The following is a 25,254-nucleotide window of genomic DNA, read 5'->3' on the forward strand; positions in this document are numbered from 1 at the left end:
AGATCACTCCTCAAACGACGTCGGATCAAACGGCGTCGCGTGCTCCCAGTAGTCCGAAAGCGTCTCTGTAGCCCAGGCGCGAACCGCCGGGTCGTCGGTGTGGATCGCCGCGCGGAGGATTCCACCCTCGTCGCGAACGAGTAGGTACACCGTGTCGTCGGCGATAGTGACTGAAAGCGGTACGTTCCCGTCGGCAACTCGGATCGCTGCGCTGTCGTGGTTGCCGAGTGCTCGCACCCGTGCCCAAAGTTGATCCTCGACTGCGAGGGCTTCGAGCGTGCTCGACGAGAGCACGGCCTCGAACGTTTGTTGCCCTGCGGTGACGCGACCGTGAGCCGTCGCGAGGCTCTGCTCGTTTAGCGTATGCGAGACCGCACGCAGCGTCTCCGCCCCTTCCATGCCCTCAAGAACACGCTGAAGAGGCGCACTCGGTCGAGTCCGACTCGGCACCGTGACCGTCGCGTCGGCAAGATGACGGAGGTCGAATCCGAATTCCGCTGTGGGGAGGTACGCGACCACGTCACGGAGTTTCCCCTCGGTTTCCAGTACTGCGACGAGGTCGTCGATCCCGTCCGCCACCAGCTCCCCCGTGGCGGTCGCGACGTATTTTCTTCCTTCCCGCGTAACCCACGACCGCTCGGCAAAGTCTTCGAGGATGCGACCGAGCGTCGCTTGTGACGCCCCGGTCGTCGCCGCGAGTTCTCCTCGAGTGTGGGGCCGGGCCGCCAGCAGCCGTAGTACCTCGACGCGGTTCGTTGAGCGCGCGAGAAACTCGATTTCTTCGAGCGGCGCCTCCATACGAGCTTCAAGCCCCTTGCGGATAAACCGGCTTCGCTCCCCGCGTGAATTTCACGTTATGAAATGCTGTCACGGTGGGCGAACGTTTCTCAACGTCGAATATTTTCTGAATTTCGTTATACGTCTGGGGCTCCTTCGTTGAATTGTGACTGAGACGCTGCCTCCAACTGCCAGTTCGTGTGACAGCACGGCCGGGGTGTTGCGGTAACATGTTCACTCGACGGTCTGCCGCGTTGTTTGTCGTTTCTGCGCTGTTGTTTGGCGGGACGTTCGTGGCGGCGAAGGCCGGCCTCGCACACCTGCCACCGCTGTTCTTCGTCGCCGTTCGCTTCGATATCGGGGCCGTCGTCCTCGTCGCGTTTGCGGTGACGCGCCTCTCGCGTGCGGAGCTCCGCCCGCGGACGGTCGGTGACGTCGCCGGGATCCTCGCGACCGGCGTGCTGGTGATCGGGCTGACGAACGCGCTGCTGTTCGTCGGGCAACAGTACGTGACGAGCGGAGTAGCGGCCGTCATCTTCAGCCTGAATCCCATCCTGACACCGGTGTTCGCCGGCTTCCTGCTCACGAACAGTCGACTCTCCGGACGTGGCGTCGTCGGGATGGGGCTCGGACTGCTGGGTGTCGTCCTCGTGGCCAACCCGTCGCCGTCGGCGCTACTCGGTGGTGGACTGGGTGTCCCGCTCCTCTTTACCGCCGCGGTGACGAGCGCGTTCGGTGCGGTGGCGATTCGCCGTGCCGATGCGACGTTGTCGAGCACCGCACGTACCGTCTGGGGGGTTCCGCTGGCTGCCGTCCTCTCGCACGCCCTCAGTATCGGCGCCGGTGAGTCCGTGGCCTCGCTGTCGATACCGCCCGTCGCGGTCGTCGCGTTGCTGTACGTCGGTGTGTTTTCGGGTGCGATCGCGTACCTCGCGTACTTTGCGTTAATCGACGAGACCGACGCGACTCGAGCGAACCTGTTGTTCTACTTCGTTCCGATCGTATCGACGGTAGGCGGATGGACGCTGCTCGGGGAGACCCTTTCCGTGCTGTCGATCGCAGGATTTGGCGTTATTTTCGTCGGCTTCCTGCTTGTCAGCGGCCTCTCTCTCCGCCCGTCGACGATTATTCGCTCTGTGGCCCCGGACCGGTTCGTCGAAGACAGATCCGCTTAAAGGGAGTAGCCGCTCGATCGGTGTTGGGGTAGTTCTCTCCGGCGGCGGCCACGGGACTGCCGCCGATCGGAGTTAGTTGACGTCGACGATTTCGACGTCGAAGGTCAGCGTTTCGCCGGCGAGACGGGGGTTGAAATCCACTCGGACGGTCTCCTCGTCGACGTGAACGACCTCGCCTTGGCTCCCGTTCTGGGCCTCGAGATACGAGCCCTCTTCGGGGGTCTGGCCGCCGAGCATCTCTCGGAGCTCCTCGGTTTCGAACTCCCGAACGTTCTCGTCGTTGGGCTCGCCGTACGCCTTCTCCGGCGGGATCGTCAGCGTGTCCGTCTCCCCGGCTTCGAGTCCGATCAGTCCCTCTTCCATCCCTTCGATGACCTGCTCGGCACCGATTTCGACCGTCAACGGCGCGTACTCTCGGTCGGGCTGGGCCTCGGCAAGGCCGGTCTCCTCGGCGACAGACTTCCGGGAGGTGTCGAACACCGTGTCATCGTCGAGGCGGCCCGTGTACTCGAGCGTCACGGAATCGCCGGTAGCTATCGTCATACGAACAGAAGAGGCCCCACACGGAAAGCTTACGTCATTGAGAGGTCCTCGGCGCGCTCTGAACGGAGTCCACTTTCCGGCCGGACACGTCATCAGCGAGGCGGTAACCGTCGTCCGGCTCCGAAAATCCGCAGACCGAGGAGTGGCACACGTCAGCGAACTACAGGAGTCGGCCGCTGCGGATCGGGCTCGTTTGTACGCACCGGAGTGGCGGTCGAAGCCGCTGAAGTGGAGTAGCGGTGGGTGACGTGATCGCTGGTCCGTTCGCGGTTGAGTGGACCCGTGTGGTGACGGCAACACCAGAAACCAGAGCGACGGTCGATCCAACACCCGCGCCGACGTTGGGGGTCCATGCCGCCGGCACCGACGCTTAAGCAACGTCAGATCGAAGCACCGCGCATGCGACGGCAGTTCCTCGGTGCGGTCGGCGTTCTCCCGACGGTCGCTCCGGGCCGGATCGTCGACGTATCCGAGTCGATCGCGCTCTCGAACCGTCGGGGTCGAAACGGAACATGACCGACGATCTCTCCGACCGCACGATCCTTCTCACCGGCGGAACGAGCGGATTCGGACGGGTGGCGGCGGTCGAGCTCGCAAGACGGGGTGCGACCGTCGCAGTCGTCGGCCGCGACGAGTCGAAGGGGGCAGCCCTCGTCGATCGGTCCGAAGCCCTCGCCGGAACGATCGCGTTCCATCAGGCCGACCTCGCGTCCCAATCCACCGTCAGATCTCTCGCATCAACCGCGAAACGCGAGTACGACCGGATCGACGTCCTCGCTCACAACGCCGGACTCTCCGCCGGATCACGGCGTGAGAGTCCGGACGGAATCGAGCTCACGCTCGCGGTGAACCACTTGGCTCCCTACCTCCTGACGTACGAATTGCTCGACCACCTCCGTGACGCGCCCGCTCCGCGCGTCGTCGTTACCGCGTCGGACCTCCATCGGCGGGCGACACTCGATTTCGACGACCTCCAACTGGCGGACGGGTACGACTCGCTCGACGCGTACGCCCGCTCGAAGCTGGCGAACGTCGCGTTCGCGGTCGAGCTTGATGCTCGGCTCCCGGACGACGCCGCAGTCACGGTCAACTGCGTTCATCCGGGGTTCATCCCGTCGACGGACCTGTTCCGCGAGGCGTCGCTCCGGACGCGGCTGCTGGTTCGGATCGCCGGGCTGGTTCCGGGCGTCGCCACCTCGAAGCGGGCGGCCGCCGAGCGCCTCCAAGCAGTTCTCGTCGACCCTCGGTATGGCTCCGTGAGTGGCCAATACGTCGGCGGCGATGGTCCCGAAGACCCCGCGCCTGAGGCGACGAACCGAGCAGTTCGACGGCGGCTCTGGCGAATGAGTGCCGAACTAGTCGGCATTACACCCGACTGGCCGACTCCGGGCTCCGACTAGCGTCATCCCGCCTGCCTCTCCGCTGCCGACTACGTACGACTCTCGACACGCAGTATATACGGGTGCGAGCCTAACTGGTGGTAGATGCGGTGGGATCCACGACCCGCGCTCCGGCGACTCTCGAGGCTGGTGACTCCAATGACGCTCACGCAAACACAGATACGCGAGTACGACCGTCGCGCGACGGACAGCGCGGAGACTGCCACGGCGACGTTCGGAATCGGCTGTTTCTGGGGGCCCGACGCCCAGTTCGGTGCGATGGACGGCGTCGTTCGCACCCGCGTCGGCTACGCCGGCGGGACGAAACTCGATCCGACGTATCACGCGTTGGGCGACCACACGGAGGTGGTCCAAGTCGAGTTCGACCCCGAGACGGTGGCGTACCGAGAGCTCCTGAGTCGGGTGTTCGAGTCGCACGATCCGCGACGCCAGGCCGGAAAGACACAGTATCAGAACGTCGTGTTCGCCGGGACGGAAGCCCAACGGGCAGTCCTCGACGAGTTTCTCGCCACGCGAGGGCTCGCTGCCGACGGGATCGGAACGCGCATCGAACAGCTCTCTCGCTTCTACCCCGCTGAGGACTACCACCAGAAGTACAAGCTCCGGTCCGTCTCCTCGCTCGTGGACGCGTTCGAGGAAGCGGGATATGGCGACGAGGAACTGCGCGAATCCCCGATCGCTGCCAAGCTGAACGGGTACGCCGCCGGACACGATGTCGGCATTGACGAGGAGCTGCCGGCACCCGATCGCGGGACCGTATAGGCACCGCTGGTTCGGTGGCGACGGACTGCGCCGCCGACAGGGTCCGGCCGGGTAGCGACTCCGGACTTCCGGCCTTGACATCCTCTCCCCCCTGAAAGGCGAAGATTCCCACGGCACCGTGCCGCTGGGTTGGGATGGTTACGGTTTGTAGACGCCTCGACGACGGCTACTGGCTGTGCCAACCAGCCGTTACTCCTATCCCGGCATGGGATTCGGAGGTACTTCTTGCTGACTCAGCCCTATTTCGGCACGGAAGAGGGTGTCTTCCGCTTGAAATTAGGGGATCCCGATATTGTCCGATTAGTGGGGCGGGTAGACCCCCTCAGTTGCGCTTGAATACGATCTCAACCTAATTAAATATCCGTTCGGCACGTCGAACGTAGCTCGTAGAGGGGTTGTCGGATTCATCCCCGCCGTGAACGGCGGGGCTCTCTCCTCACACCTGCGTAAGGGTCACGCTTGCGCTGCTCACTCGAGAGGCGCCCGCACCGTCGGTACCGTGTCTCCAGAGTGAAGCGGCGGCCGCTGGGAGGACCCGTGCGGGTTGATCGACCCGTAGGTTTTCACCTGTCACGCGATAACGGATCTGTGTGTCCAACGACCAGTCCCATCAGTCCGCGTCCGGCCTCGACGTGCTCGTCTCCGGCGGATCGATGGGGGGACTCTTCACCGGGATTGCACTCAAGCGGTCGGGTCACCGGCCGACGATCTACGAGCGGTCGGCGGGGGCGCTCGAAAGCCGCGGCGGCGGAATCGTCGCCCAACGGAACATCCGCCGGTTTCTCAGCGATCACGACATCGTTGACCCGGACGAGATCACGACCCGGTCTCACGAGCGCCGGTTTCTCACGGAGTGCGGGGACGTCGAACGCGCCGCCTCCGAGACGATGGTGTTCACGTCGTGGGACGCGCTCTACCGACAGCTCCGAGACGCCTTCTCCGACGAGCGGTACCGAACTGGCACAGCGGTCACGGGCGTGACCCCGGAGACGGCGACCGTGACGATCGATGACGGGTCGGAACGGTCGGCGGACGTGGTCGTCGCCGCCGAGGGCGGCCGGTCCGCGACGCGTGAACAACTACGTCCCGACGCGGACCCGGAGTTCGCGTCCTACGTCGCGTGGCGTGGCGTCGTCGACGAAGCCGCCCTCCCGGCCGCGTGCGTCGAGGCGTTCGACGGGACGTTCACGTTCTTTCAGGGGGCCGATCAGCTCGTCCTCGCGTACTTCATTCCGGGCCCGGACGGCGAGACCGAGCCGGGGTCGCGTCGGCTCAACTGGGTGTGGTACGACACGCTAGACGGGCGGGACCGGACCGCGATATTCACGGACACGAGCGGGAGCGAACGGACGTTCTCCGTCTCACCGGGTCGGTTGCGCGAACCGGTTCGGCACCGACAGCGCGAGCGCGCAGCGACGCTCCCGCCCGTGTTCGAGACGCTCGTCGGTGAGACGCCGGATCTCTTCGTCCAGGCGATCTACGACCTGACGGTCCCGTCGATGGTCGCGGATCGGGCGTGTCTGCTCGGAGACGGCGCGTTCGTTGCCCGTCCGCACACGGCGGCGGGGACGGCGAAGGCGGAAGGGGATGCGACCGCGCTCGCTGACGCCTTCGCGAGCCACGAATCGGTCGACGAGGCGCTCGCGGCGTGGGACCAAAGGCGCACCGAGTACGGGAGCACGCTCGTCGCCCGGGGGAAGCGGATGGGTGACGTTCGGCTGAACTTGGACTGACCGACCGGGCCGCGAGTCGAATACGGCTGCTCGATTCAGTACGCACCCTGTTCGTTTCGACGTGTTTCAGCGGGGTCGGAGTCGGATCTCACCGGTCCCTGAACTCCACCGTGTAGCCGTTGTCGCGAAGCGCTTCGACGAGGTCGTCTCCGCGCTCGATCGTGAACTCGTGGAACGAGTTGGTGGGGCTGTCCGCCGAGTACAGCTCCGAGTCGATATTATCCGGGATCTCGTTCTGATGGGTATCCTCTTGGACGACGACGGGCTGGCTGGGAACGCGGGCAGAACTGCTGTCTTCTGTCATTCGAACATCTCTCTTTGCGGCTATTCGGCTATTTGAATTCCGATCCCGACTTCTGTCGAGACGGCCCTGCGACGCGACCGCAGGCGCCGAAACGGGACTACCGTAGTCGGCCGGGTCCCTCGACTGCGATACGGTGACGGCCGAAGCGGCACTTCGCGCCCGACGCTCTCCGTCGGGACTCGCGTCGTGTGACGTATGGATATCGTTCGAGCCCGCGGCGTCCTCTGTGGGATCGCCTGTGGGGACGCGCTCGGCCGACCGGTCGAGTTCATGCCGGCCTCCGATATTCGCGCCGAGCACGGACGGCTCGACGAGGTGATCGGACACGGCACGTGGAACCAGCCAGCCGGGGCGATCACGGACGACACGGAGCAGGCGCTGTGTATCGCGCGGAGCCTCGCCGAGCGACGCGAGTTCGATCCGGCGGACGTCGCCGAGCGGTTCGTCACGTGGTACGACACCAGGCCCTTCGACATCGCGCCGATGACGGCGAAGTCGTTGAGCCGGCTCAAACACGGTGACGAGTGGGACGGATCGGGCCGGCACGTCTGGGAGAACAGTCCGGAGAGGCAGAACGCGGGCAACGGGAGCGCGGCTCGACCTCGACGCGGACCGGTCGCGCCCGTTCCTCCCCGACGCGAGCCGTCTCGGTAGCGCTCAGTAGCGTTCCCCCGCGGTACGGGGGCCACATAGTTCGTTTTATGCCGGATCTGCGCGTCCCCGAAGCCGATGGAGGACACCGACGACGTCCGGCGACGGTGTACGCTCGCGGCGGCGCCGAACCGCGACGGAGCGGTGACGCTGTACGGGTCCCACGGACGGAGCTATCAGGTCGTCGACGCCGGCGAGGACGCTCGCGAGCGGCTCGGGGAACTCGGCCGCGGGGACACCGTCACGGTCGTCCTCGAACGGGTCCGGTGTCGCGGGGACGGGTGGCGTATCGTCCGGTTCGACGGGACGACACCCCGCGGCCACCCGCTCGGCCGACCGGATTCCGTCTCGACGGACGGGCGCGTCGACGAGCCGGAGTCCTGAGTCCGACGCGGCCCGGTCGACCGAACCTCCCTCGCCGCCGGACACACCGTTTTCACGCGTCGACCCGTACCGTGAGTATGACACGTACAGCAGTCGTCGCCGGCGTCGGTCCGGGGCTCGGGGAGTCGCTCGCGCGGAAGTTCGCGGCGGAGGGGTGTCAGGTGGCCCTGTTCGCGCGCTCGACGGAGTACGTCGAGGACCTCGCTGACGACCTCCCCGATCCGGGCGAAGGGCTCGCGGTCACGGTCGACCTCACCGACGTCGAGGCGGTCCGGGAGGGGTTCGAGACCGTCCGCGAGGCGTTCGGTCCGGTCGACGTCCTCGTCAACCACGCGAGCGCCGCGTCGTGGACCGGGTTGATGGACACGACCGTCGAAGCGTTCGAGGAGGCGTGGGCGGTCAACGGCCGCGGCGCGTTCGTCTGCTCGCAGGAGGCGGTCGACGACATGCTCGGCACCGGCGGCGGCACGGTGATCTTCACGGGCGCGACCTCGGCGGTGCGGAGCCGCGGCGGGGCGATCGGGTTCACGGCCGCGAAGTTCGCCGCCCGCGGGATGGCGATGGACATCGCTCAGGAGTTCGGCGGCGAGGGCGTCCACGTCGCGCACGTCGTGATCGACGGGCAGATCGACTCGCCCGGCGCCCGCGAGCGCCAGCCCGACCGCGAGGCCGAGACGTCTCTCGACCCCGACGAGCTCGCGGAGACGTACTGGCACCTCGTCGAGCGGGACGACGTCGGCACGCAGCCGTTCGAGGTCCACGTCACGAACGGGCCGAACCCCTCGGAGTTCATCTGACGACGGGGCGGCCCGACCTCACCAGTCCCGAGAGACGGGCGTCTCGCTCGCGTTGGCGTTCTCCAGCAGCCACCCCACGGCCGCGTCGAGCGTCTCGTCGTCGGTCGCGGTCACCTTCAGCCGGTTGTGCTCGGCCTCGCGGTCGGGGTAACAGCCGACGGCGACGTCGAACCGCTCCGTCGCCTCCTCCAGCGTCGCGATGATGTTCGACTCCGGCTCGACCGTGTAGCAGAACCGCGAGCGCCGGTCGCCCGCGAACTCGTCCGCGACCGTCTCGAAGGTGGCCTTCAGCTCGTCCGGAATTCCCGGCATGACGTACACCCCCTCGATCACGCAGCCCGGCGCGAGTCCGGCCTCGGTCACCAGCGGGCGGCTCCCCTCGGGGACCGCCGCCTCGGCCTCGACGTCGACGTCGAACTCGCGGTCAGGCACCTGCTCGCGGATCGCGGCCAGCCGGCGCTCGACCGACTCGCGCGTGAGGTCGGTGACGACCATCTCGCGGTCGAACGCGTCCGCGACCGCCTCCATCGTCACGTCGTCCGGGGTGCTGCCGAGGCCGCCGGTGACGATCACGGCGTCGAAGGCGTCGGCGTACTCCCGGACCCGCGCTGCGATCTCAGCCCCGTCGTCCGGGATCGAGAGGATCCGCGGCACGGCGACGCCGCGCTTGCTCAGCTCGGCGGCGAGCCAGTTCGCGTTCGTGTTCACCGTGTCGCCCGAGAGCAGTTCGTCCCCGACCGTGATCAGCGCGACCTCCATCGAGCCGGGGTAGGGCCGGGCGACGGATGTACGTTTCCCGCCGCGGTCGGTGACCCGAATAGTAATGAGTGACCGCCGACTCTGTGACGAGGTGACACGCGACACCACGCGCCGCGCGGTCCTCGCGAGCGTCCTCGCCGCTGGGACAGCCGGGCTGGCGGCGAGCGACGCGGCCGACCTCCTCGACTCGTTCGCCCCGCTGTCGGGCGGGGCGTGGGACGCGGCGGACCGGTCGCTCCCGGAGACCGTCGAGAGCCCGCACGGGGCGGCGACGGTCGCCCGCGACGAGTTCGGCGTCCCGCAGGTCGAGGCCGACGCGGAGCCGGCGGCGTACTTCGCGGTCGGCTACTGTCAGGCGGTCGACCGACTGTTCGCGATGGACCTCCAGCGGCGGGTGATGCGCGGCCGGCTCTCCGAGGTGATCGGGGAGGCGACGCTCGACGGCGACGAGTTCAACGTCGCGATGGGCTTTGCCGACGCCGCGGAAGCGACCTGGGAGGTCGTGGCCGAGACGCGCGCCGGCCCCCTCGTCGAGGCGTTCGCAGACGGCGTCAACGCGGCGATCGACGACCTCCCGCTCCCGTTGGAGTTCGAGCTGATCGGCTACGAGCCGGCGCCGTGGACCCCCGTCGACTCGATGCTGATGGAAAAGCAGATCTCGTGGACGCTCACGGGCGATTTCGGGGAACTGCGGCGCGCGCTCGTCGCCGACCGCCTCGGAGCCGAGCGCGCGGAGACGCTGTTCCCGAGGCGGTACGACCACGAGTACCCGATCCTCGACGGGACCGAGACGCGGCTCGGGGAGGGGCGGGAGTCCGCGCGCCGGCGGAAGGCGGACGCCGGGGAGGAAGCCGACCCCGTCGCCCCCGCCCTGACCGACTGGCTCTCCGGCTTCGAGTCCCCGACCGGCGTCGGCTCGAACAGCTGGGTCGTCTCCGGCGACCACACCGCGAGCGGGACGCCGATACTCGCGTACGACCCGCACCTCTCTCTCCAGGCGCCGCCGCTGTGGTACGAGCAGTCGGTCGACACCCCCGAGCGGTCGGTGCGGGGGGCGACGTTCTCCGGGGTACCGTTCGTCATCGCGGGCGCGAACGGCCGCGGCGCGTGGTCGTTCACCAACCTCGGCGCGGACGTGCTCGACTGCTACCGGTACGAGATCGACGACGCGGGCGACCGGTACCGGTACGACGGCGAGTGGCGCCCCTTCGAGACCGACGAGCGCGAGACGATCCCGGTCGCCGGCGGCGAGGACCGGGAGATCCGGGTGCGCCGAACCGTCCACGGTCCGCTGATCGAGCGCGAGGGGCGGACGGTCGGCGTCGCGTGGACGGGCCACGCCGCGACGCGCACGACGGCCGCCATCGAGGCGTACGGGCGCAGCGAGGGGGTCGACGACCTGCTCGCGGCCACCCGAGACTTCGACCTGCCGACCCAGAACCTCGTGTACGCGGACGCCGACGGCCGGACGCTCTACTTCGCGACCGGTCGGCTGCCAGTCCGCCGGATCGACGGCGAGGTCGTCGACGGCGACCGGATCTTCGACGGCTCCGCCGGCGAGGGGGAGTGGGAGGGGTTCGAGCCGTTCGGGGAGTCCTCGTGGGCGGGGTTCGTCCCCTTCGAGGAGAAGCCGCACGCGCTCGACCCGGACGCGCTCTCGACGGCCAACCAGCGCCCGATAGACGACCCGACCCACTACGTCGGCGTCGGCTACGCGACCCCGTACCGCGGCGCGCGGATCGCAGGCCGGCTGGACGACCGTATCAGCGGCGGCGCCGCGACGGACCCCGACTTCCACCGCGACCTCCAGAGCGACGTGCGAGACGGACGTGCGCCCGAACTCGTCCCCGAACTGGTCGCCGCGGTCCGCGACCGATCCGACCCCGGCCAGCCGCTCGTCGACGCCGCCGACGCCCTCGACAGCTGGGAGTACCGGACGGACCGCGGCTCCCGCGCCGCGCTGCTGTTCGCGCGCTACCTGCCGCGGCTCCGCGAGCGCGTCTTCGGTCCCGCCTTCTCTGACGCCGACCTCGACGAGTCGTACTACCCGAGCGACTGGACGCTCGCGCGGCTCCCCGGCGACGACCCGCTGTTCGACGGGCGCTCGCGCGGCTCCCTCGCGGTCGCGGCGCTCCGGGACGCGCTCGACGAAATCGACGAGGCGGGGTGGGAGGCGTACGGCGACTACAACACCACCCGGGCGATGGACCATCCGCTCGGCAGCGAGGCGCCGTTCCTGAACTACGACGAGCGCCCGGCGGACGGCTCGCCCGCGACCGTGAAGAACTACCGCGTCGAGTCCGCTGTCGGGTCCAGCTGGCGGATGGTGGTGCGGCCGGGAACGGACGCGACCGCGGTCCTCCCGGGAGGGAACTCGGGCGACTACTTCTCGGAGCACTACGACGACCAGCTCCGCCGGTGGCTCGACAACGACCAACGCCCGATGCCGCTCGGCGCCGGCGGCGATCCGGTGACGCGGTTCGAGCCGTCGGCGGAGGGGTCGCGGTGAGCGGCGCTCCCGAGTCGACCGCGTCGGGCTCGCCCCCGCCGTCGGAGTCCCCCTCGCTCCGCGACCGGGTCCGGACCGAGCCGCGGCCGCACGCGGTCGCGCTCGTCGCCGCGCTCGCCGTCGGCGTCGCGCTCGCGTCGGTCCACTGGCTCGGGCTGATCGCGGCCGGCGCGCTCGCGTCGCTCGTGGCGCCGACGGTTCGCAGAGGGGCCCTCTACGCGCTCGTCGCGGGCGCCGTCGTCCTCGTCGCGTTCGCCGCGTCGCTCGGGTCGGCCGCCGGGGCGGTTCCGGAGATGCGGCCGGTCGCCTACGTCGCGGTCGGCGCGGGGCTGGGCCTCCCGCTGTTCGGGTCACTCGCGCGCGCCGTCGCGCCGTGAGTCAGTCGAGACGCTCCAGGTCGGTCACCGTCTCGTCGCTCTCGACGTCCCCCGTGTTGCGCGTCTCGCTCGGCTCGAAGAGCAGGATCTCTGCCTCCGGCTCCGCGACGGGTCGGTGTTCGGTCCCGCGCGGGACGACCGTGAACTCGCCCGCCTCCAACACCGTGTCCGCCTCGTCGCGGAACTCGATCCGGAGCCGGCCGGCGTTGACGAGGAACAGCTCGTCGGCGTCCGCGTGGCGGTGCCAGACGAACTCGCCGTCCGCCTTCGCGAGCTTCACCGCCTGCCCGTTGAGTTCGCCCGCGAGCCGCGGGGACCACGTCTCCTCGAACGAGTCGAACGCCCGCGAGAGATTCACCTTCTCCATGCCCCCGCTCGCCGGCGGAGCGGTAAAGTCGCTGTCCACCCGCGGCGAGGGGCGAGCCTCGACGAGGGATCGCCGGCGACCGCGCCCGCGACCCGGTCACCCGCAAGCCGGGCGGACGCAAGCCGGTCGGTCGCGGGCAGATATATACCGCTCCGGAGCGCTCCGGACGGCTCGGCCGCCCGCGATACCACTCATATAAGGGTTTACGAGCGGTCTGGGCGTGGCGTGGCGTATGGCAGCGACTCACGCGGACGGGGGGAGCGATCCGATCCGGGCGGCGCGGGCGGAACTCCGGGTCGAGCGGCGCCGAGTCGTCGACGAGCGGGAGGCGTTCCGGGCGTTCCGCGGCCGCGTGTCGTCGATCCCGAGCGAGGGCGGAAGCGCCGGCCCGCCGGGCCCGGGCGCGGCCGACGGGTTCGCCGGCGTCGGCGGCGCGATGGGCGGCGCGGTGGGAGGCGGGACGGGGAGCCGGCGGGACGCGTCCGCCGCTCCCGGCTCCCGGCTCGTCGCGGTGCGGGACGCGTACGAGGCCACGGTGATGTCGGTCCCGCACTACGAGGCGGAGTACGACGACACCTACGAGCGGAGCGTCGCGGCGGAGCTGGGTCCCGAACTCGCGTACGCGCTCACCCGGACGAGCAGCTTCCACGAGGAGTACAAGCGGTCGCTCCTGAGCGCCGCCGAGACCGTGGTCCAGGAGCGCGAGGCGTTCCTCGACGCGCTGGAGTCGGAGACCGAGTCGGTCGGGCGCGCGGGCTCCCGGCTCGAACCGATACGGACCGAAATCGACGCCATCGACGAGGAACTCGACGGCCGCCCCGACGCCGCGTCGCCCGACGCCGCGTCGCTCGACTTCGGCGCGCTCGACGCCTGCCGGACCCGGACCGAGGCGCTCCGAGGGGACTGCGACCGGATCGCGGCCCGCCGCCAGCGCGCGCTCGCGGACCACGAGCGGCGGCTCGCGCTGGGGGACGAACTCGACCTGCCGGCGTACTGCTATCAGGACCTCGACGTCACCTATCCCGTCCTCGCGGCGGTCGGCGCCGTCGGGGACCGAATTGAGGCCCTTAAGCAACGAATCGAGACGGCGATGGCGCGGGCCCGCTGATCCGTCGGCTTTAGCTCGGACGTGAGCGGAGTGAGTAGTTATAAGCGGGCGAGCGGTGCTGCCGTCGTCGTTTATAAGTGATATCGGACCGCCGAGAACTCCTCCGAGGCCCCGGTCGCTCGGTTATAAGCTGTTGAGAGCGGATCGACGACGAACACCGCCAAAGCCCCAGCCGCGAGGAGGGCGTACGCTCGCTGCGGTCCTCGCTCGGTCGCTCACTCCATTCGCTCCCTCGCTGTGGTCCTTACTTCGCCTACGCCCTCCTCGCGGCTGCCCCTTCGAGTCCCGCCCCGCCCCGCACCGCCCAGCACGGCACCTCATCCCTCCCCAGCCTCGTCGCGGCCGCCCCTGGCGGCCGCGACTCCCTCGCGCGTGCTGTCTCGCGGCCGCCAAGGGCGGCCGCTCGCAGGCACGCGCCGCCGCGTGTATTTATAATCGACGTTGCTGCCGCTCACGATCAGTTATAAATCGTATCGCCTCCGTCGACGGGGTCCCTCGACGCACCCCAACCCGGTAACACCCGTGTCCGCGCCGATTCAAGTCCCTGCGCGGCGTAGACGGGTGTATGACGGACGAATCCGAGAACGGCGGAGACGGACGAATCCGAGAACGGCGGAGACGGACGACAGGACGGCCCGACACCTACCCCCGGAATCCACCACGTGACCTGCGTGGCGGGCGACCCGCAGCGGAACCTCGACTTCTGGGTCGAGACGCTCGGCCTCCGGCTGGTGAAGCAGTCGATCAACCAGGACGACCCCGGGACGTACCACTTCTTCTACGGTGACGCCGAGGGGAACCCCGGCACCAGCATGACCTTCTTCCCGTGGACGAACCTCCCCGACGGCGAGGTCGGCGCCGGGCAGGTCTCCCGCACCGCGTTCCGCGTCCCCGAGGGAAGCCTCGACTACTGGGAGGAGCGGTTCGACGAGCGCGGCGTCGACTACGACGACCGCGAGGAGCGCTTCGGCGAGACGGTCCTCCCTTCCGCGACCCCGACGGCCTCCCCGTCGAACTGGTCGCCGTCGAGATACCCGACGACGACCCGACGACGGCGTGGACCGCGTTCGTCCCCGAGTCGGCCGCGATCCGCGGCTTCCACTCCGTGACGCTGTGGCTCGACGACGCCGAGCGCACCGAGGGGCTCCTCCGGACGATGGGACTGGAGACGGAGGCGACCGAGGCGGACGTCGGAACCGGGAACGACCGTACTCGCTTCGCCGCAGGCGGCGCCGTGGGCGAGTACGTCGACGTCGTCGAGACGGACCGGCAGGGGAGTTCGGGGCGCGGCACGGTCCACCACGTCGCGTTCCAGACGCCGACGGACGCCGACCAGTCCGGGATGCGCGACGCGGTGGCGTCGATGGGACTGCGCCCGACCGAACAGATCGACCGGCACTGGTTCCGGTCCGTCTACTTCCGGGAGTTCGCCGGCGTCCTCTTCGAGCTGGCCACCGCCGACCCGGGGTACGCGAGCGACGAGCCGCTGGACGAACTGGGCGAGCGGCTGGTGTTGCCGGGGGGGTTCGAGGACCGCCGCGAGGAGATCGAGTTCGGTCTCGCAGACGTGACGATCCCCCGTCCGGACGCGGCGTTCGCGGCGAACCGCGCCGACTGAGCGCGCCGACGCTCTGACCGCTCCGAGCGATCTTCCGCTCCCGAGGCCGTTCCGTTCGAATGCGCGGCGTCGAACCCACGCTCACGACGGGAGACCTCGGCACGCCGGCGGTAAACGATCGCCTCCACCTCGGTCCGGCATGGCCGCGGGACCGAGGCGGTCGTCAAGTTAATGATTTTCCATGCCGCATGCTATCACATGCCATGTAAAATCACCTGTAACGAGTGCGACCTCGACCGGTGGGTCGAGGACTGCGTGACCGCTCATAAGTTGGCGAAGGAGCACGAAGCCCGCTACACCGACCACTGGATCACGCTTCAGGATCCGCCCGAGAACGACGCCGTCCCCGGGCACAGCCAGCAGTCGGGGTCGGGGTAGCCGTGACCGAGAACGCCGAGAGAGAGGCGTGCGCCTCCACGCGGTGGCGGACCGGGTTCGCCGCGGCGGGCGAGTCGAGCCCAGCGCGGGACGGCGTCGTCGCATCGTCGCGGCCACCGTCGCGCGCAAACGCTCCGCCGTCGACCCCGCCGAAGAGTGACGGCCGAGCGGCCGAACGGTGACGGATGAACGAACCGGTGTTCTGCTTCGACAGGGACAGGACGGTGGACGTGCGGCCGCCGGAGCGAGGGCGGGCGGTGCCGCTCGGGTGGGTCCAGTACTACGCGCACCGTACGGACCACGACGTCTGGGCCACGGGCAACCCGCGGCTCTGTCGCGAGGCGGGGGTTCCCTCGCCGCGCGAGGCCCGAGAGCTGCTCGTCGCGGCCGGGCGCGAGCCGGTGGCGGCGTACGACCGGATGAACAGCGGCCGGATCGACCGGCTTCGGCTCCTCGAACAACTGTACGCGGCGAGCTACGACCGGGAGGTGCGGTTCGTCGTGGTCGACGACACGGACGTCACCGAGTACACCGACGGGCGACCGTGGACGTACCACGGCCCGACGGAGTTCGTCGAGGCCGTGGAGAACGGGGCGTATCCGGCACCGGACCCCGGAGCGGTTCACGGGGATCCGTACGGCGATCCGGAGCGCGGCGACCGCTACCGAGCGCAGTTGGAGAGGTTCGAACGGCGCCTCTCGGAGTGAGACGGGCCGTCGGCTCCGAGCGCGAACCGTCGACGGGCTGGGTATAAGTGGCGAACCGCCCTGTGTTCGGCATGGAATACCAAGCCGACCCACACGCGGACCTGCCCTTCGAGGAGTGGAAGCGGACGAAGCGACTCCAGCGGCCGGCCGATCCGTTCACCGTGCGACGGGTCGACCCCGACCGGATCGGGCACGTGACCGTCTACACCGACACGGTCGACAAGGCGCAGGACGGGGAACGACATCCCGTGTTCACGCCGTCGGACGCGCGGTTCGCGGGCTTCTTCCGCACCGCCGAGGCGGGGGCGGTGCGCCGCGGGGAGTGGGACCGGCGACTGCTTCCGTTCGACGAGTACCTCCCGTACGTCGGCCTCCGCCGACACTTCGTCGACGGCGTCGACTGGGACGACACGCGGTACTACCGGAACATCGTCGACTGTATCACCGGCGGATCCCCGCTGTGGGGCTGTGAGACCGAGTCGGAGTTCCGCGACCGCTGCGAGGACTTGGACCGGCTGTACGACCGCATCGACCGCGAGGGGTACCGACCGGCGAGCGAGCTGCGGGACGGGAGACTCCGCTACGACGAGATCGCCGTCAACGTCGGGCGCGACGGACACCTCCTGTTCAACGACGGCAAACACCGCCTCTCGATCGCCAAGTTGCTCGACGTGGACAGCGTCCCGGTTCGGGTGATCGTCCGCCACCAAGGCTGGGTCGCCGACTCGGACCGCGAGTTCCCGTCGGAGTGAGTCTGCGGTCGCAGTCGGAATTCGAGCGGTTCCCGCGGCCCGCTTCGGCACGCCCGACGCGACGGTCGTCCAGCGGACACTCGGCCGCGATGAGAATCGGTCAGGCGTAGCCCAGCTCTTCCAGCCGCTCGCGGATCGCCGGATCGACCGAGGTCGTCCCGTCACCGTCGCGGTTGTCGGGAACGGCCTCGCGGCGCGCGGCCACCTCCTCTCGCGGGGCCTCGAACGGCGACGCGCCGGTCTCGATCCACCCCTCGTCGCTCTGGAAACCGTAGTAGCCGTCCGCCACCAGCCCCCGGTACTCGACGTCGACGGCGTCGATCGCGTCGGGCGCGTAGCCGCGTTCGCAGAGCGCCTCGCGACGCATCGACGCGATGCCGTTGTACTCGGTGAGGTACGTCGCCCCGCGCTCGTCGTCGGCCGCTCGGAGGTCGCGGCCGCGGCGGTCAGGCTCGGTGCCGTCGGCAAGCGCCAGCACAGTGTGGTAGACGTCGAGCAGCGAGACCGGGGCGTCCACGCGCTCGTCGGAAAAGTCCGGGCCGGTGACGACCAGCGGGACGTTCGTCACTTCGGGGTAGAGGCCGTACCCGTGCTCCCAGACCCCGTGTTCACCGAACAGCTCGCCGTGGTCACCGAGGGTGACGACGTAGTCGAACCGCGCCGACAGCGCCTCGAACGCGTCGCGGTAGACGTCGCTCAGATATCGCACGCAGTCCTCGTACGCGGCCCGCGCTCGGTCCGGGTCCGGCCCCGCGTGCTCGCGGTCGACTCCCTCCGCCAGCGCCTCGTCGGGGTCGTCGAACCGGTTGCGAAGCGTCGTTTCGAACGCCGGGCCGAGGTCGTACGGATCACCCGACCGATACGACGCCGGGGGGCGGTACGGCTGGTGTGCCTCCATGAGGTTCGCGAACAGGAACGTCGGCTCCGAGGGCGACAGCGACCGTGCCAAGTCGCGGAACCGACCGGCGCCGTCGTCGTCGTCGCCCAGCGGGGTCCCAGCGACCGCTTCCGCGAGGCCGAACCGGAGCGATCGCCCGGTGTCGTAGTCGCCGCGCAGCGCCGCGGCCGCGCCCGTCAGGTACGCCAGTCGCGGGTGTTCGTGTTCCTCCAGGTGTCGATACCAGTTGAACACCGACGCCGTCGGGTACTCGATGTCGCGAGTCCCGTCGAACTCGTCGAAGCCGCGGTCGTACCCGTACGCGGGCGAGATGTTAATATTCGCCGAGAAGGCGCGCGTCCGGTACCCCGCCGCCGAGAGCTGTTCGGCGAGGGTCCGCTCGGACGTCGAGAGTGACCAGTCGGCGACCGTCACGTCCGCCTCGCTTGGGTACATACCGGTGAACAGGGAGGCGTGCGCGCCGCCCGTCCAGTGGCTCGTTGAGTACGCGGCGTCGAACCACGTGCCCGGGAGCCACTCGAACGCCTCCTCGAACGCGTCCGCCCGGACGGTATCCAGCACTACGACCGCGATGTTCGTCACGTTTGCGTGTTCAGGCTGGCGCGGATATATATGCCACGTCGGTCCGTGCCGGCGTTCCGGCCGGCGCGCGAGAGAGACGTGTCGACTGCCAGCGATACCGATCCAACATATAGGGGTACGTTTTATTTAATTCGGTGTCTTATAACGGTTAGTAGTGACAAATACCAGAGACACCGTTCGTATCTCCGTCGTTCAACTCGACGAGTACGGGCCCTGGACGGTCGAACCGTCACCGCGACGGGAAACGGACTTACAGGCGCTCCAAGCGCGTCTGTACGCCGACTTCGCCGACTTCGTCGGCCGCAGCGACGGCTACGCGTTCTTCAACCGCTTCGACAACATGCTCGGCATCGCCAACGGCATCGATGTCGCGGAGTACGAGCGGTTCCAAGAACGCGTCCGCAACCGATACCCGATCACCGTCAGTATCGGCGTCGGAGAGGGGAAAACGCCGGTCCGCGCGGTGGAAGTGGCGAGCCAGCAGCTCCAAGACGCGGGGAGCGCGCAGGACCCCGACCGGCGGGAGGTCCTCAGCGCCGGGGACACGAGCGGCTCGTCCGGTCACGTCACCATCGCACACTTCGATATCGTCGGCGTGACCGAGTCGTTTACCGACACGGAACACGCCGCGACGGCCGGACTCGCGATCCAGCGGTCGATGCTCGCGCTCAAGCAGCGGCTCCTCTCCGAACACGACAGCATCGCCCAGTTCGTCGGCGGAGACAACATGATCGCCGTCTGTCCGCAGTTGAGCGAGGACGCGTTCGGCGACGTCGTCGACCACGTGTACGACCAGACCGGCATCGAGTACCAGGTCGGCATCGGCTCGGGACCGACGGCCCACGGCGCGGGCGACCGGGCGAAGGAGGCGCTCGAACACTGCCGGGAGACCGGGACGAGAGTCCACGAAGCCACGACGATACAGCAGCAGGCGACGGATGACTGAACGGGCGCTCGTGTTCACCGACGAACGGGAGGTCACCGTCGAGGAGACTGAGGCGACCGACCCGGGCGCGAACGAGGTGACGGTCGACGCCCACCTCTCGGCCATCAGCTCGGGGACGGAGCTGCTGGTCTACCGCGGTCAGGCACCGTCGGGTATCGCGGCCGACTCGTCGTTGGAGACGCTGAACGGCGATCTCTCGTTCCCGCTCCAGTACGGCTACGCGTTGGTCGGCACCGTCGTCGACGCCGGAGGGAACGTCGACGACGCGTGGGTGGACCGAGAGGTGATCGCCTTCCACCCCCATCAGACGCGGTTCACCTCCACGACGGACTGTCTGACTCCCCTACCGCCGGATATCGAACGGCGAGCGGGCGCCCTGTTCCCGTCGGCCGAGACGGCGACGAACTTCCTGCTCGACGGCGCACCGAAGCTCGGCGAACGGGTGGTCGTGTTCGGCGCCGGCGTCATCGGCCTCTGCACGATCCGCCTGCTCGCAGAGTTCCCGCTCGACTCGCTGGTCGTCGTCGAACCGCGGGCCTCGCGGCGCGACTTGGCCCGGGAGTTCGGCGCCGACGAGGCGGTCCCGCCGGCCGACGTCGACGCCCTGTTCGAGTCCGTCGGCGACGGTCACGCGGACCTCGTGTACGAGCTCTCGGGACGACCGGACACGCTCAACGACGCGATAGACGTCGTCGGGTACGACGGCCGGATCGTCGTCGGATCGTGGTACGGGTCCAAGCGGTCGGATCTCCAGCTCGGGGGGTCGTTCCACCGCGACCGCGTCGACCTCATCTCGAGCCAGGTGAGCACGATCGACCCGTCGCTGCGCGGTCGGTGGTCGAAGGACCGCCGCACGGATACCGCGCTCGACGCTCTGCGAACGATCGACCACGAGGCGCTGATCACCGACGTGATCCCCTTCGAGCGGGCCGGAGACGCCTACGAACGACTCGACGAGGCGCCCGATGGAACGATTCAGGTGCTGCTCTCGTACGACTGACATATGCCATCCAACAACGACTCTGACACGCCAGACGGAGCGCACAGACTGATGGTCAAACGCGAGTTCATCGCGCAGCACTTCCTGACGGTCCCCGACCCGGAGCCACCGGAGGGAGACGTTCACAGCCACCGGTTCACCGTGGAGGTAGAGTTCGCCGCCGACTCGCTGGCCGAGTACGGCTACCTCGTGAACATCAACGAGGTGGAGTCGCTCCTCGACGATATCGAGGGGCGGTACCGCGACGCGCTGCTCAACGATCTGCCGGAGTTCGAGGGGCTGAACCCGAGTGTCGAGCGCTTTGCCCGCATCGTCTGTGACCGATTCCGCGAGGCCCTCTCGGGTGATAATCCAGACGAGGTCACGGTCCGCATCTGGGAGGACGACCTCGCGTGGGCGAGCTACCGGACGGCGATATGAACCACGCGCAGATCCGATACCTGGAGGCCAAACGCAGCGTCGACGAGCGCTCGCGGTCGCGCAGGGTCGCGGACCGACTGTTCGAGGCCCTGCCGGAGTCGCCGACGGTCGGCGAGGCCGGCGCGGGGACCGGGACGGCGGTCCCGTGGCTGCTCGAACGGGGGGTGACCGGGGGGTCGTACAGAGGGATCGACCTGTCGCCGACCGTGATCGCCCACGCGAAGCGGACGCAACCGGCGGCGCTCCGGTACAGAGGGTACGACGTCACCGACACCGAGACCGGCGGCACCGTCGGCGATTTCCGGTTCGGGTTCGAAGTGGGCGACGCGCTCGAAGAGCTCCGGGGGCACAGCCACGACCTCGTCGTCGCCCAGCAGTTCATGGATCTCGTCCCGCTCGAGTCGGCCGTCGACGCGCTGACGGCGGCGGTCGGCGGGGGCGGCCTCGTGTACTGCCCGCTGACGTTCGACGGCGTGACGGTCTTTCAGCCGGACCACCCCGCCGACGGCGAGATACAGCGAGCGTATCACGACGCGATCGACGCCGACGCCGACCGCGAGACGCGCGCGGGGCGGCACCTCCTCGATGAGTTCCGCAACCGGGCCGGATCGCTGCTCGCCGTCGACGCCTCCGACGCCATCGTACGGCCCCGAAACGGTGGGTATCCCGCCGACGAGCGCTACTTCATGAGCTGCCTACTGGACTTCGTCGAGGAGTCGGTCCCGCCGGAGGCGACCCCGGCAGTCGGCGACTGGCTGTCGGCGAGACGTGACCAGCTGGCGGACGGGCGCCTCTCGTACGTCGGACACCGGTACGATTTCCTGTACCGAACGTCGGACGAGGAGACGTGAAACGGCGGGCGGTCCGGGGGGCCACCTCACCGCCGCAGACCGATCCTTCTAATCGCGGGCGGCCGAATCCCCCTCCATGACGGAGGACCTCGGCACGCCCGTGCTGGACGACCACCTCCACCTCGACCCGCGACACGGCCGCGGGGTCGAGGCCGTCGAGGAGTTCGCTCACCTGGGTGGCACCCACCTGCTCGTGGTGAACAAGCCCTCGTGGCTGCTCGGCGTCGAGCCCGACGAGCCGGCCGACTTCCGGGCCGTCTTCGAGGAGACGCTGGAGACGGTCGCGGCCGCGACGGAGGCGCTCCCGGGGCGCGCGTGGCCCGTTCTGGGCGTCCATCCCGGCCTGATCAGCCGGCTCGTCGACGAGCGCAACTTTTCGCCCGAGGCGGCCCGCGACCTCATGCGCGGCGGGCTGGCGGTCGCGAGCGAGTACGTCGCGGACGGCGACGCGCTCGCGCTGAAGTCCGGGCGGCCCCACTACGACGTGAGCGACGCGGTCTGGGAGGCGTCGAACGCGGTCACGCGGCGCGCGTTCGAGTTGGGCGCCGACGTCGACTGCGCGGTCCAGCTCCACACCGAGGCCACCGAGGACCTGACCGGCCTCGCGGCGGTCGCCGACGAGGTTGGCCTCGACCCCTCGCGCGTCGTCAAACACTACGCAGCGGGGGAGCTGGCCGGCGTCACGCCGAGCGTGATGAGCGACAAGGACCGACTGGAGCGCGCCGCCGAGGCCGGCGAGCCGTTCCTGATGGAGACGGACTTCGTCGACGACCCCGACCGCCCGGGGATGGTGCTGGGCCCGAAGACCGTCCCGCGGCGGGTGCGCTGGCTGCTGGCGGAGGGGTACGACGAGGCCGTTCGGCGCGCGCACGTTGAGACGCCCCGCGACGTGTACGGGATCGACACCGAGGCGACGCTCGACCGAGCGCCCTGAATTCGGGATTCACGCGGGTGAGACCCTATCTCGGGCGGCGATCGATAGGAAAGGCATTTGAGTAGTCCGGGCGACGTACGGGACATGACCGACGACGACGCCGTTGAAACGTTCTATACCGACGAACGCTGGCAGAACTGGCTCGAGCGGCTGGCCGAAGAGGAGCTCGACCCCGAGAACGAGGACTCCGCGCGGCTCCTCCTCAACCTCCAAGACGACGCCGCGATCGCGGTCGTGAAGGTGCTCGCCGCGTTCGACGAGGACCGCATCGACGAGGACCGCGCCGTCGAGGAGATCCACGACATCCGCGACATCGTCCTCGACGACGTCGAGTTCGACGACGAGGACAAGGCGATGCTGATCGACGGCGTCCAGACCTCGCTCGTCCCCGTCTTCTACGCGGCCGAGGAGTACGTCGTCGGCGGCGTCGTCGACGGCGACGTGAGCGAGTTCGTCCGCGCGGCCGCCGAGGCCGAGGAGGGCGACGACTTAGACGCCGCGCTCGGCTACGTCGTTCAAGCCGGCACGCGCGTCGTCGACGGCGAGGAACTCGACATCGAACTCGTCGAGGACCTGGAGTACGGGCTCGTCTCCGAGTGGGTCAACGGCCTCGACTCCCTCCAGTCGGCCATCGAGGACCCGGAAGTCGTCGAGGAAGAGGACTGACGGCGTCGGCGGATCCGCCCTCGCCGGGTCGATCGAGGTGAAGCGTTTTCAGCGCACGTAGCGTCCGGTCCGTATGGTGACTCTCGCTGCCGGACTGGCGATCGCGCTGCTCGTCGTCTGGACGGCCAGTTCGTTCGTCCCGCTCGTGCCGGGCGGCGCCCTCGCGGCGCTGACCGTCGTCGGCTACGCGTACACCACCGGGTTCGCGGAACCGAGCCTCGCCGTGGTGGTCGCGCTCGTTCTCGTCTCGCTGCTGGCCTCGGCCGCGGACCTCGCGTCGGGAATGGTCTCCGGGCGGCTCGGCGGTGCCTCCACCCGGACCGTCGTCGTCGGGACGCTGGTGGGGATCGCCCTCTTGATCCCGCTCGGCCCGATCGGGCTCGTCGTCGGACTGGGCGGCACCGTCTTCCTCGCCGCGCTGAACGAACACGACGGCGACACGCGCGAGGCCGCTCGGCAGGCGGCCTACGCCGTGGTCGGCGCCCTCGCCAGCGCGTTCGTCCAGGCCGTCCTGCTCGCCGGCGTCACGGTCGCGTTCGCGCTGGCGGTCCTCTGATCCCTCTTCACGCCGCGACGGAGAACAGCAGCAGGTTGTGCGCCGCCGGGCCCAGCCCCATCGCCGCGACGAACCCTAAGAGGAGGTACCCCTCCCCCGGCGTCTCGCGGACGTACGCCGCGAACAGCCACGTCACGGCGCTCGCGACCGCGAGCTTCACGAGGAGGAACAGCCACCCCTCCCCAAGCACCGGCACCGGCGGAATCCCGCCGAGTTCGAGCAGGAACCGCGAGACCGGCGTCCGCTCTCCGAAGCCGAGCTGGGTCGTCCCGACCGCGGTGGAGACGCCGTCGAGCGCGTGGCCGAACACCGCGAGGGCGCCGACGCCGCCGGTGACCGCGGTCTCGGGGCGGAGCCGGGTGAGAGCGCCCCAAGCGACGCCGGCGACGAGGAGACTGAGCGCGAGCGCGACCCCCGACCACCCGGCGCCCTCAGGGGAGACTCCGGTCGAGGCCGCGACCGCGACGACTGGGACGAGACAGAGCACGCCGGCGGCCGCGAGCGCCGAGGCGACCCGGTCCGGGTGGACGGCGTCGGCGGCGAGCCACGCCGCGCCCGCCAGCGACCCGGCCGTGAGGTAGACGGTCGGAGAACCGGCGAGCGGGGAGAGCAGCGGCGGGAGCGCGTCGACGACGTAGAGGACGTGGGCCGCGGAGCCGAACGCCATCCACGGGGCGAGCGCGAGCACGCGCCGGGCGGTGACCGGGGGTCGACGGCGGCGGAGCGCGGCGACGACCCCGCCGGTCGCGAGCAGGACGGTGAGGAGGTACGGCGCGGGCGGGAGCGTCGTGCCCGCCGGGAGGAGGCCGCCGACCATCAGACGGACAGCACGGGCTGGCTCGCGTACAGGAGGACGTACTCGGCGGCCTTCCCCAGCACCTCGCCGGGGTCGCCGGAGACCGGCTCGCGCGGGACGACGATGAAGTCGGACTCCAGCTCCTCGGCGGTGTCGAGGACGACGCTCCCGGGGTGGACGGTCTTCACCGAGGTGGAGAAGCCGTACGCGATGGAGTTGCTGTGGGGGACCTCGGCGGCCTCCGCGCGTCGCGCGACGGAGTCGGTGAACGCCTCGGAGTCGTCGGCCACCTCGCTCTCGTCGACCACGCCGTGGTCGATGGCCCGGACGACGTCCTCGTCGAGCACGTACAGCGCGTGGACGCTCGCCTCGTACTCCGCCGCGAGCGCGATGGCGTAATCGACCGCCTCGTGTGACTCCTCGCTGCCGTCGACGGGCACGAGGACGAGGTCGATGTCGAGATCGGTCATACCCGAGTCGTCGGCGGGGGAGGTCAAAAAGCCC

General features: G+C 69.3%; 27 protein-coding genes and 2 pseudogenes. 21 read left to right on the forward strand and 8 right to left on the reverse strand.

All coding sequences use genetic code 11. The features are described 5' to 3' along the window. Nucleotides 1–3: 3 nt before the first annotated feature. Entirely contained in the window at nt 4–798 is a 795-nt protein-coding gene (locus KI388_RS08210) for an ArsR family transcriptional regulator (RefSeq protein WP_215086188.1), read from the reverse strand. Nucleotides 799–1,007: 209 nt separating this feature from the next. Here KI388_RS08210 and KI388_RS08215 point away from each other — a divergent pair, with 209 nt between their 5' ends. After that, a complete protein-coding gene (locus KI388_RS08215) occupies nt 1,008–1,952 on the forward strand; it encodes a DMT family transporter (protein ID WP_215086189.1) in 945 nt (314 codons plus the stop codon). 72 nt (nt 1,953–2,024) lie between these two features. Here KI388_RS08215 and KI388_RS08220 read toward each other — a convergent pair whose 3' ends face one another. Beyond that, nucleotides 2,025–2,471 carry an FKBP-type peptidyl-prolyl cis-trans isomerase gene (locus KI388_RS08220; RefSeq protein WP_251133257.1) on the reverse strand — a complete coding sequence of 149 codons (447 nt, stop codon included), beginning with the start codon at nt 2,469–2,471 and terminating at the stop codon, nt 2,025–2,027. Between the two features lie 536 nt (nt 2,472–3,007). Here KI388_RS08220 and KI388_RS08225 point away from each other — a divergent pair. The 3 genes from KI388_RS08225 to KI388_RS08235 all read left to right on the forward strand — a co-directional run bounded on the left by KI388_RS08225 (nt 3,008) and on the right by KI388_RS08235 (nt 6,390). Continuing rightward, on the forward strand, nt 3,008–3,895 hold the full coding sequence (locus KI388_RS08225) for an SDR family NAD(P)-dependent oxidoreductase (RefSeq protein WP_215086190.1): 888 nt from the start codon (nt 3,008–3,010) through the stop codon (nt 3,893–3,895). A gap of 138 nt (nt 3,896–4,033) precedes the next feature. Then, nucleotides 4,034–4,657 (forward strand): peptide-methionine (S)-S-oxide reductase, encoded by a 624-nt coding sequence (locus KI388_RS08230; RefSeq protein ID WP_215086191.1) that lies wholly within the window; start codon nt 4,034–4,036, stop codon nt 4,655–4,657. Between the two features lie 653 nt (nt 4,658–5,310). Beyond that, nucleotides 5,311–6,390, forward strand: a complete 1,080-nt coding sequence (locus tag KI388_RS08235; RefSeq protein WP_345777406.1) for an FAD-dependent monooxygenase — start codon at nt 5,311–5,313, stop codon at nt 6,388–6,390. Between the two features lie 88 nt (nt 6,391–6,478). Here KI388_RS08235 and KI388_RS08240 read toward each other — a convergent pair whose 3' ends face one another. Beyond that, nucleotides 6,479–6,694: a hypothetical protein gene (locus KI388_RS08240; protein WP_215086193.1), complete on the reverse strand. Its 216-nt coding sequence runs from the start codon at nt 6,692–6,694 to the stop codon at nt 6,479–6,481. Nucleotides 6,695–6,889: 195 nt separating this feature from the next. On the opposite strand from KI388_RS08240, the pseudogene KI388_RS08245 reads away from it, so the two are divergent. The 3 genes and pseudogenes from KI388_RS08245 to KI388_RS08255 form a co-directional block, all read left to right on the forward strand. Continuing rightward, nucleotides 6,890–7,285, forward strand: a pseudogene (locus tag KI388_RS08245) (ADP-ribosylglycohydrolase family protein); the annotation flags it as partial. A 138-nt stretch (nt 7,286–7,423) separates the two neighbouring features. Continuing rightward, nucleotides 7,424–7,729 carry a hypothetical protein gene (locus KI388_RS08250; RefSeq protein WP_215086195.1) on the forward strand — a complete coding sequence of 102 codons (306 nt, stop codon included), beginning with the start codon at nt 7,424–7,426 and terminating at the stop codon, nt 7,727–7,729. A 77-nt stretch (nt 7,730–7,806) separates the two neighbouring features. Continuing rightward, nucleotides 7,807–8,526 carry an SDR family NAD(P)-dependent oxidoreductase gene (locus KI388_RS08255; protein ID WP_215086196.1) on the forward strand — a complete coding sequence of 240 codons (720 nt, stop codon included), beginning with the start codon at nt 7,807–7,809 and terminating at the stop codon, nt 8,524–8,526. A gap of 18 nt (nt 8,527–8,544) precedes the next feature. Here the strand turns inward: KI388_RS08255 and KI388_RS08260 are convergent, their stop codons facing one another. Next, a complete protein-coding gene (locus KI388_RS08260; RefSeq protein WP_215086197.1) occupies nt 8,545–9,285 on the reverse strand; it encodes a competence/damage-inducible protein A in 741 nt (246 codons plus the stop codon). 91 nt (nt 9,286–9,376) lie between these two features. On the opposite strand from KI388_RS08260, the gene KI388_RS08265 reads away from it, so the two are divergent. Further along, complete coding sequence (locus KI388_RS08265; RefSeq protein ID WP_215086198.1) at nt 9,377–11,794, forward strand: penicillin acylase family protein; 2,418 nt, start codon at nt 9,377–9,379, stop codon at nt 11,792–11,794. Continuing rightward, a complete protein-coding gene (locus tag KI388_RS08270) occupies nt 11,791–12,171 on the forward strand; it encodes a hypothetical protein (protein WP_215086199.1) in 381 nt (126 codons plus the stop codon). The genes KI388_RS08265 and KI388_RS08270 overlap by 4 nt, the downstream gene beginning before the upstream one ends. Nucleotide 12,172: 1 nt before the next feature. On the opposite strand, the gene KI388_RS08275 is transcribed toward KI388_RS08270, so the two are convergent. Then, entirely contained in the window at nt 12,173–12,538 is a 366-nt protein-coding gene (locus KI388_RS08275) for a cupin domain-containing protein (protein WP_215086200.1), read from the reverse strand. A 232-nt stretch (nt 12,539–12,770) separates the two neighbouring features. Between KI388_RS08275 and KI388_RS08280 the strand changes: the two genes are divergently transcribed. From KI388_RS08280 to KI388_RS08300, 5 genes and pseudogenes are all read left to right on the forward strand, one after another. Then, nucleotides 12,771–13,646, forward strand: coding sequence for a hypothetical protein (locus KI388_RS08280; protein ID WP_215086201.1), 876 nt, complete (start codon nt 12,771–12,773; stop codon nt 13,644–13,646). A 653-nt stretch (nt 13,647–14,299) separates the two neighbouring features. Continuing rightward, nucleotides 14,300–15,264: pseudogene (locus tag KI388_RS08285) on the forward strand (VOC family protein). 198 nt (nt 15,265–15,462) lie between these two features. Beyond that, complete coding sequence (locus KI388_RS08290) at nt 15,463–15,642, forward strand: hypothetical protein (protein WP_215086202.1); 180 nt, start codon at nt 15,463–15,465, stop codon at nt 15,640–15,642. A 185-nt stretch (nt 15,643–15,827) separates the two neighbouring features. Then, the gene (locus KI388_RS08295; RefSeq protein WP_215086203.1) at nt 15,828–16,349 is read left to right on the forward strand and encodes a hypothetical protein; all 522 of its coding nucleotides are present in this window, start codon (nt 15,828–15,830) and stop codon (nt 16,347–16,349) included. A 71-nt stretch (nt 16,350–16,420) separates the two neighbouring features. Continuing rightward, a complete protein-coding gene (locus KI388_RS08300) occupies nt 16,421–17,101 on the forward strand; it encodes a hypothetical protein (RefSeq protein ID WP_215086204.1) in 681 nt (226 codons plus the stop codon). Nucleotides 17,102–17,201: 100 nt separating this feature from the next. On the opposite strand, the gene KI388_RS08305 is transcribed toward KI388_RS08300, so the two are convergent. Then, entirely contained in the window at nt 17,202–18,581 is a 1,380-nt protein-coding gene (locus KI388_RS08305; RefSeq protein ID WP_215086205.1) for a sulfatase-like hydrolase/transferase, read from the reverse strand. A gap of 181 nt (nt 18,582–18,762) precedes the next feature. Between KI388_RS08305 and KI388_RS08310 the strand changes: the two genes are divergently transcribed. The 7 genes from KI388_RS08310 (at nt 18,763) to KI388_RS08340 (ending at nt 23,954) form a co-directional block, all read left to right on the forward strand. Next, nucleotides 18,763–19,527 carry a GTP cyclohydrolase IIa gene (locus tag KI388_RS08310; protein WP_345777407.1) on the forward strand — a complete coding sequence of 255 codons (765 nt, stop codon included), beginning with the start codon at nt 18,763–18,765 and terminating at the stop codon, nt 19,525–19,527. Beyond that, a complete protein-coding gene (locus tag KI388_RS08315; protein ID WP_215086207.1) occupies nt 19,520–20,527 on the forward strand; it encodes a zinc-binding alcohol dehydrogenase in 1,008 nt (335 codons plus the stop codon). Before KI388_RS08310 ends, KI388_RS08315 begins: the two co-directional genes overlap by 8 nt. 51 nt (nt 20,528–20,578) lie before the next feature. Further along, complete coding sequence (locus KI388_RS08320) at nt 20,579–20,947, forward strand: 6-carboxytetrahydropterin synthase (protein WP_215086208.1); 369 nt, start codon at nt 20,579–20,581, stop codon at nt 20,945–20,947. Then, nucleotides 20,920–21,798: a class I SAM-dependent methyltransferase gene (locus tag KI388_RS08325; protein WP_215086209.1), complete on the forward strand. Its 879-nt coding sequence runs from the start codon at nt 20,920–20,922 to the stop codon at nt 21,796–21,798. The genes KI388_RS08320 and KI388_RS08325 overlap by 28 nt, the downstream gene beginning before the upstream one ends. Nucleotides 21,799–21,874: 76 nt before the next feature. Next, the gene (locus KI388_RS08330; protein ID WP_215086210.1) at nt 21,875–22,732 is read left to right on the forward strand and encodes a TatD family hydrolase; all 858 of its coding nucleotides are present in this window, start codon (nt 21,875–21,877) and stop codon (nt 22,730–22,732) included. Between the two features lie 84 nt (nt 22,733–22,816). Next, nucleotides 22,817–23,398: a DUF2150 family protein gene (locus tag KI388_RS08335; protein WP_215086211.1), complete on the forward strand. Its 582-nt coding sequence runs from the start codon at nt 22,817–22,819 to the stop codon at nt 23,396–23,398. Nucleotides 23,399–23,471: 73 nt separating this feature from the next. Beyond that, on the forward strand, nt 23,472–23,954 hold the full coding sequence (locus tag KI388_RS08340; RefSeq protein WP_215086212.1) for a DUF456 domain-containing protein: 483 nt from the start codon (nt 23,472–23,474) through the stop codon (nt 23,952–23,954). 7 nt (nt 23,955–23,961) lie between these two features. Here KI388_RS08340 and KI388_RS08345 read toward each other — a convergent pair whose 3' ends face one another. Next, the gene (locus KI388_RS08345) at nt 23,962–24,771 is read right to left on the reverse strand and encodes a DUF63 family protein (protein ID WP_215086213.1); all 810 of its coding nucleotides are present in this window, start codon (nt 24,769–24,771) and stop codon (nt 23,962–23,964) included. Continuing rightward, on the reverse strand, nt 24,771–25,220 hold the full coding sequence (locus KI388_RS08350; protein WP_215086214.1) for a universal stress protein: 450 nt from the start codon (nt 25,218–25,220) through the stop codon (nt 24,771–24,773). The genes KI388_RS08345 and KI388_RS08350 overlap by 1 nt, the downstream gene beginning before the upstream one ends. Between the last annotated feature and the right edge of the window lie 34 nt (nt 25,221–25,254).

It is taken from the genome of Halorubrum sp. 2020YC2 (genome assembly GCF_018623055.1).
Lineage (GTDB): Archaea > Halobacteriota > Halobacteria > Halobacteriales > Haloferacaceae > Halorubrum.

Excerpts from the sequence above, each read along its gene's own strand:
- KI388_RS08235 (WP_345777406.1), top strand. The coding sequence starts at position 5,311 with ATGGGGGGACTCTTCACCGGGATTGCACTCAAGCGGTCGGGTCACCGG.
- KI388_RS08340 (WP_215086212.1), top strand. The coding sequence starts at position 23,472 with ATGGTGACTCTCGCTGCCGGACTGGCGATCGCGCTGCTCGTCGTCTGG.
- KI388_RS08345 (WP_215086213.1), bottom strand. The coding sequence starts at position 24,771 with ATGGTCGGCGGCCTCCTCCCGGCGGGCACGACGCTCCCGCCCGCGCCG.
- KI388_RS08230 (WP_215086191.1), top strand. The coding sequence starts at position 4,034 with ATGACGCTCACGCAAACACAGATACGCGAGTACGACCGTCGCGCGACG.
- KI388_RS08260 (WP_215086197.1), bottom strand. The coding sequence starts at position 9,285 with ATGGAGGTCGCGCTGATCACGGTCGGGGACGAACTGCTCTCGGGCGAC.
- KI388_RS08255 (WP_215086196.1), top strand. The coding sequence starts at position 7,807 with ATGACACGTACAGCAGTCGTCGCCGGCGTCGGTCCGGGGCTCGGGGAG.
- KI388_RS08300 (WP_215086204.1), top strand. The coding sequence starts at position 16,421 with ATGGAATACCAAGCCGACCCACACGCGGACCTGCCCTTCGAGGAGTGG.
- KI388_RS08320 (WP_215086208.1), top strand. The coding sequence starts at position 20,579 with ATGGTCAAACGCGAGTTCATCGCGCAGCACTTCCTGACGGTCCCCGAC.
- KI388_RS08315 (WP_215086207.1), top strand. The coding sequence starts at position 19,520 with ATGACTGAACGGGCGCTCGTGTTCACCGACGAACGGGAGGTCACCGTC.
- KI388_RS08350 (WP_215086214.1), bottom strand. The coding sequence starts at position 25,220 with ATGACCGATCTCGACATCGACCTCGTCCTCGTGCCCGTCGACGGCAGC.
- KI388_RS08215 (WP_215086189.1), top strand. The coding sequence starts at position 1,008 with ATGTTCACTCGACGGTCTGCCGCGTTGTTTGTCGTTTCTGCGCTGTTG.
- KI388_RS08225 (WP_215086190.1), top strand. The coding sequence starts at position 3,008 with ATGACCGACGATCTCTCCGACCGCACGATCCTTCTCACCGGCGGAACG.
- KI388_RS08210 (WP_215086188.1), bottom strand. The coding sequence starts at position 798 with ATGGAGGCGCCGCTCGAAGAAATCGAGTTTCTCGCGCGCTCAACGAAC.
- KI388_RS08275 (WP_215086200.1), bottom strand. The coding sequence starts at position 12,538 with ATGGAGAAGGTGAATCTCTCGCGGGCGTTCGACTCGTTCGAGGAGACG.
- KI388_RS08290 (WP_215086202.1), top strand. The coding sequence starts at position 15,463 with ATGCCATGTAAAATCACCTGTAACGAGTGCGACCTCGACCGGTGGGTC.
- KI388_RS08330 (WP_215086210.1), top strand. The coding sequence starts at position 21,875 with ATGACGGAGGACCTCGGCACGCCCGTGCTGGACGACCACCTCCACCTC.
- KI388_RS08295 (WP_215086203.1), top strand. The coding sequence starts at position 15,828 with ATGAACGAACCGGTGTTCTGCTTCGACAGGGACAGGACGGTGGACGTG.
- KI388_RS08335 (WP_215086211.1), top strand. The coding sequence starts at position 22,817 with ATGACCGACGACGACGCCGTTGAAACGTTCTATACCGACGAACGCTGG.
- KI388_RS08250 (WP_215086195.1), top strand. The coding sequence starts at position 7,424 with ATGGAGGACACCGACGACGTCCGGCGACGGTGTACGCTCGCGGCGGCG.
- KI388_RS08280 (WP_215086201.1), top strand. The coding sequence starts at position 12,771 with ATGGCAGCGACTCACGCGGACGGGGGGAGCGATCCGATCCGGGCGGCG.
- KI388_RS08240 (WP_215086193.1), bottom strand. The coding sequence starts at position 6,694 with ATGACAGAAGACAGCAGTTCTGCCCGCGTTCCCAGCCAGCCCGTCGTC.